This is a genomic window from Spirillospora sp. NPDC049652 (assembly GCF_040675125.1).
In the GTDB taxonomy this organism is placed as follows: Bacteria; Actinomycetota; Actinomycetes; order Streptosporangiales; family Streptosporangiaceae; genus Spirillospora.
The window spans coordinates 1-5,327 of the sequence record NZ_JBFAOF010000493.1 but is presented as its reverse complement, the minus strand read 5'-3'; the positions used below and the strand labels follow the sequence as shown (position 1 = coordinate 5,327).

General features: G+C 73.0%; 5 protein-coding genes. 1 reads left to right on the top strand and 4 read right to left on the bottom strand.

What is annotated here, in order from left to right; translation table 11 throughout:
* Positions 1–218 precede the first annotated feature (218 nt).
* From AB0J52_RS26045 to AB0J52_RS26030, 4 genes are all read right to left on the bottom strand, one after another.
* The gene (locus AB0J52_RS26045) at positions 219–668 is read right to left on the bottom strand and encodes a hypothetical protein (protein WP_500184894.1); all 450 of its coding nucleotides are present in this window, start codon (positions 666–668) and stop codon (positions 219–221) included.
* A gap of 142 nt (positions 669–810) precedes the next feature.
* Positions 811–1,260, bottom strand: coding sequence for a hypothetical protein (locus tag AB0J52_RS26040; protein ID WP_500184893.1), 450 nt, complete (start codon positions 1,258–1,260; stop codon positions 811–813).
* Positions 1,257–2,216 carry an alpha/beta fold hydrolase gene (locus AB0J52_RS26035; protein ID WP_500184892.1) on the bottom strand — a complete coding sequence of 320 codons (960 nt, stop codon included), beginning with the start codon at positions 2,214–2,216 and terminating at the stop codon, positions 1,257–1,259. The genes AB0J52_RS26040 and AB0J52_RS26035 overlap by 4 nt, the downstream gene beginning before the upstream one ends.
* Positions 2,213–3,076 (bottom strand): DUF998 domain-containing protein, encoded by an 864-nt coding sequence (locus AB0J52_RS26030; RefSeq protein ID WP_500184891.1) that lies wholly within the window; start codon positions 3,074–3,076, stop codon positions 2,213–2,215. Before AB0J52_RS26030 ends, AB0J52_RS26035 begins: the two co-directional genes overlap by 4 nt.
* Before the next feature lie 617 nt (positions 3,077–3,693).
* Here AB0J52_RS26030 and AB0J52_RS26025 point away from each other — a divergent pair.
* Complete coding sequence (locus AB0J52_RS26025) at positions 3,694–5,004, top strand: KamA family radical SAM protein (RefSeq protein WP_500184896.1); 1,311 nt, start codon at positions 3,694–3,696, stop codon at positions 5,002–5,004.
* The last annotated feature ends 323 nt before the right edge of the window (positions 5,005–5,327 follow it).

Genomic DNA, 5,327 nt, shown 5'->3' with positions numbered 1-5,327 from the left:
CGGGCGCGGCGGGCCCGCCGGGCGGGTGCCACCGACCGGCGAGAGGCCTGCCTGCTCGCCTTTGCCGGTCATCAGCACTCCAGAAGGGACGGGGAGGATCGCGCCGCGCCTCGACGGGGCAGCTCATCGCATGGTATCCAGCGATCGCCGAGCCCCCGCCGCCCCGTCCGGTACCCGCCCTCGCCGCGGTCATCCCGCGAAGGCCGGGTGGAACGGGATCAGTTCTTCTTGCGGCAGTCGGCGCCGAGGCAGGTGGCGTTCTCCACGAGCGGACGCCCGTTCAGCAGGATCGTGTAGTACTGCTCCTGCGTCGCGTCCTCGCCCGTCCCGATCACCTGCACCGGCTGGTGGTCGGACGTGCTGGAGGTGCAGTTGACGCGCATCTTCCGCTTCGTCCAGCCAGGCGTGTCCGCGCAGGTCAGGCCCGAGGTGAGGGTGACGCCGCGGCGGGCGAGCTCCTCTCCGCCGCTGCGCGCCACCCCGGTGCGCAGCGCGTTCTGGGTCTTGTAGCGCAGTTCCTTGGCGTGGAAGAGCGTCAGGTAGGCGATGCCTGCGGCGACCCCGGCGACGACGACGGCGAGCGTGCCCGTGGCCAGGATCTTCGCCCGGCCCTTGGTGAGGGCTTTCATCCGGCCCATGACCAGGGCCTTCATCCGCGAGATCTTCACGGCTGTAGCGTCACCGCTCGGCGGCTCCCGCACGCCTGCGCGGGCCTGGATTTTTGTCGATCATGCGGTCTCGTTGCGTGTCCTTCACACCGGCCCCGCGCCGGGCCGTGAAGCCGCTCGCGGGACGTCGGCCGGAGGCCGGTCAGGCGGCGCGGCGGCAGCCGGGGCCGAGGCAGTCGCGGTTGATCAGGAGCCGTCCGCCGACGGTCACCTGGTAGTGCTCGCGGGGTTCGGAGGTGTCGGCGGAGGTGACCGTCCCGCTGATCTCGACGGGCTCGCCGCCGGTCGTGCGGGCCGTGCAGGTGATCCGGACCTCCGCGACCGTGCCGGTGGACGGCGTCTGGCACACCGGCCGCCGGTGGAGCTGGACGCCCTTGGCCCGCAGATCCGCGACCGCGCCGTCCGCCACGGCGTTGCGGTACGCGCCCTCGGAGATCCGCTGCATCGCGCCGCAACCGCTCAGCCCCGCCACCGCGAGCGCCGCGACGAACATCACACCCAGCCGCCGGGTCCGGCCGCCTCGCGCGCCGAGACGCCGGGCGGAGGGCCGTGCGGCCTGCCCGCCCTGGGGCGCGGTGTCCGAAGGCGTCATGAGGTGACCCCGTGGGCGCGGTCGATGGCGTCCGCGATGGCGTCCGGACGGTCGAACTGCACCATGTGCGGGCAGTCCGGGAGGTCGACCTGGTGGCCGCGCGGGGACATCTCGGCGAGCCGGCGGTGGCAGCCCGTCCACTCGGCGGCGTCGCCCGCGTCGGCGAGCGCGGTCAGCACCTCCAGCGGGACGTCCGGGAACGGCCGGCGCGCGCGCAGGGCCAGCAGGTCGGCGGCGGCCTCGCGGTAGGCGACGTCCTCCGCGATGACCGTGCCGATCACCGCGCCGCGCCCGTACACCGACCGGACGACCTCGGGCGGCACCGGCTCGCCCCGCCCGGTCGCCTGCTTCAGCCCGATGCGCCGTCCGAGCGGCCCGATCACCCGGGAGAGCCGGGTCGCCTCCAGGCCCGCGCCGGTCGCGCGCAGCACCGGGTAGACGGCCGCGCTGATCCGCAGCCCGGCGCAGTTGACCCGCTCCTCGCAGCTCGGATCGACCAGGACCAGCGCGCGCACGAGCTCCGGGAACAGCCGGGCGAGCGCCTCGGCGTGGAACCCGGCCATCGAGTGCGCGACGACCGTGACCGGCTCGGGTCTCGTGCGCGCGAGGTCGGCGAGGACGGCCACGTCCCGGCGCAGGCTCGCCGGACGGCGCGCGGCGGGGCTCAGGCCCAACCCCGGACGGTCGAACGCGAGCACCCGGTACCGGTCGCCGAGCAGGTCGATGACCGGCTCCCAGTCGAACCAGGCCCCGCCGAGGCCGGTGCTGAGCAGCAGCGTCGGCGCGTCCGGCGGGCCGGACTCGACCACGTGCACCCGTTCACCCCCGGCCGGGACGATGTGACCGCCCTCCGCGACCGGCTCGTCCGTTCCGGACCCCTCCGCCGCCGCGTCCCGTTCCGCCCGGACCCACCGCTTCGAGGCGTCTTCCGCCGAGGTCCGCTCACCGCTCGTCACAGGGACGTCGTCTCCTTCGCCGGGACGGGACGGCCGTACGCCGCGACGCGCCGTGCGGCCCGCCAGTCGGCCCAGAGCGCCCACGCGATGGTGAGCAGGCCGAGGCAGAGAATCATGATCTGGATGCGCTGCAGGATGCCGAGCCACTCGCCGACCAGCATCGCGACGACGGTGCCGAGCGCGAACGCCGTCTCGGTCACCGCGAGCAGCCAGCCGAACCGGGCGAGCGCGGGCCACCAGCCGTACCGGCGGGCCGCGATCGACAGGGTGAGCAGCGCCGCGACGCCGAACGCGATGACGGCGCTGCTGGTGACCGAGTGGAAGGAGTGCGAGAACGAGACCTTGTCGGCGCGCTCGCGCAGGGCGCACCAGGTCTCCAGGCTGGGCGCGCAGTCCAGCGGGAACAGGGCGTCCCCGATCGCGCACAGCCCGAACAGGCCGAGGAAGCTCCAGCCGAGGGTGCTCCAGAACCGGCGGCGCAGCGTGGTGAGCGCGGTGCCCGCGACGATGATCGACAGCACCCCGGTGACCAGGTCGCCGCCGCTGTAGACCATGTGGAACGGCTGGTCGCGGGCGGACAGTTCGCTGACGTAGCCGTTCACGACGTCGAGGGCCGGGCTCAGCAGGTGCTCCAGCATGAAGGTGGCGTAGCTGATCCCGGCGACCGCCGCGAGCACCGCCGCGAACAGCGGCGCGACGCCGGGCCGCACCGCCGCCGTCCCCGCGTGCGGAGCCGCTTTCCCCGCGCGCGCCGCCGCCGTCCCCGCGCGTGCCGCCGTCCGCGCCCGTTCCGCCCGGGAGCCGTCCTGCGTGCTGCGGTCGTCGTCCAGGTCTTCGGGTGCCTGCTCGTCTCCGTCCAACCGCGCCGCCTCGTTTCGCGTCGGGCCTGTGCCTGGGCGCGCGGGTGCGGGTCCGGAGCGGCCTGGGGTCATCGGCTCCCGCCGAGCGCCGGGGCCGGCCGGAGTGTCCGGCCGGACACCGTGCCCGGCCGGGGTCTCCGGGCGCGCGTCGTGCCCGGCCGCCGTCTCCGGCCGCGCGTCCTGCCCGGTCGTCTTCACCGGCCCCCCTCAGCGTCGTCGCGGCCATCGCTCCGGGGGCGCTCTGCGGAGTCGCCCGCACTGCGTCGAACGCCCCGTGCGCATCGAGCGTTCCCTCGGCGAGTATCTCCACACCAGGATAGGCAAACTGCTCGGCTCGCCACTTTTACGCGCCGTAGTCGTTGTACCTGGTGCGAGTCGGACGGGCCGGACGTGACCGACCTCGTGAGGCTCGCGCTGACCAGCTTCTTTGTACCGATTAGGGGGTATCTATTCGGCATGTATGCGTTTTCGGCGCTTCAATGGGAGTGGACCGGACCTGAACGCTGACTGTCCGTGACGAACTGACCCCCCCTGCGGGGACGGCTCTCCGGGCGTGGCTCCGTCCGGGCGCGGTACCCGCATCCCCGCTGAACCCCAAGGAGTACCCACACGTGACGATGGTGAACGACGCGGCTCCCGAAACGCGATCGACCGGTCGCAAGTTCCGCGCCTTCACGGCGAAGCATCTGGACGAGCTGACCGCCCGTGCCGGACTCTCGCCGGACCAGCAGCTCGCGGTACGGGCGGTGGCGACCGTCCTGCCGTTCCGTACCAATGCCTACGTCATCGAGGAGCTCATCGACTGGTCCGCCGCGCCGGACGACCCGATCTACCGCCTGGTCTTCCCGCAGGAGGACATGCTGCCGGAGGCGGACGTCGCGCACCTGGCGGGGCTGCTGCGCCGCGAGGCGCCCAAGGCCGAGGTCGAGGCCGCCGCGCACGCGGTGCGGATGAAGCTCAACCCGCATCCGGCGGGCCAGATGGAGCTGAACATCCCGACGTTCGGGGACGGCAAGATCCCCGGCCTCCAGCACAAGTACGACGAGACCGTCCTGTACTTCCCCAAGCAGGGGCAGACCTGTCACGCGTACTGCACGTACTGCTTCCGCTGGGCGCAGTTCGTCGGCGAGCCGGACCTGAAGATGGCCGGGGACGAGCCGGCCCAGCTGCGCCAGTACCTGCTCGCGCACCCCGAGGTCACCAGCGTCCTGTTCACCGGCGGCGACGCCATGATCATGGGCGAGCCGGTGCTGCGCCGCTACCTGGAGCCGCTGCTCGACCTGGAGCAGCTGGAGTCGATCCGGATCGGCACCAAGTCGCTGGCCTACTGGCCGCAGAAGTTCGTCACCGACCCGGACGCCGACTCGATGCTGCGGCTGTTCGAGCAGGTCGTCCAGGCGGGCAAGAACCTGGCGTTCATGGCGCACTTCACGCACCCGCGCGAGCTGGAGCCGCTCATGGTCGCCGAGGCGTGCCGCCGGATCCGCGACACCGGCGCGGTCATCCGGACGCAGGCCCCGCTGATCCGCACGATCAACGACGACCCGAAGGTCTGGGAGGGCATGTGGCGCACCCAGACCCGCATGGGCCTGGTGCCCTACTACATGTTCGTGGAGCGTGACACCGGCCCGCAGGACTACTTCGCCGTGCCGCTGGGCGACGCCTACGAGATCTTCCGGGACGCCTACTCGCACGTCTCCGGCCTCGCCCGGACCGTGCGCGGCCCGTCGATGTCCGCGACGCCGGGCAAGGTGTGCGTGGACGGCGTCCTCGACCTGTTCGGCGAGAAGGTGTTCGCGCTGCACTTCATCCAGGCGCGCGACGCGTCCCTGGTGAACCGGCCGTTCTACGCCAAGTACGACCCGAACGCGGTCTGGCTGGACGACCTCAAGCCCGCCTTCGCCGACAAGTTCCCCTTCCAGGCGTAAGGCACCCCCCCGCAAACCGGGCCGGGGAAGAGCAGGGCGGACACCCCGGTCGATCTCGCCGGGCCCCGAGCGTGACCAATCGGGGCCCGGCCCACCATGCGGCGTCCACCGCGGGCTTCCACCGTGCGGCGTCCACCGTGCGGCGTCCACCGCGGGGCTTCACCCGTGCGGCGTCCACCGCGCGCGTCCATCACCGGACGTCCACCACCGGACGTCCGGCGCGGCGCACACCGCCGGTCAGCGCAGGTGGCGGGTGAGGGCGAGCGCCGAGCACGCCGACGCCGCGCCGAACAGCGCCATCGTGACACCGGGGGACAGGCCCT

Coding starts and splice junctions, on each gene's coding strand:
- AB0J52_RS26040 (WP_500184893.1), bottom strand. CDS start 1,260: ATGACGCCTTCGGACACCGCGCCCCAGGGCGGGCAGGCCGCACGGCCC.
- AB0J52_RS26025 (WP_500184896.1), top strand. CDS start 3,694: ATGGTGAACGACGCGGCTCCCGAAACGCGATCGACCGGTCGCAAGTTC.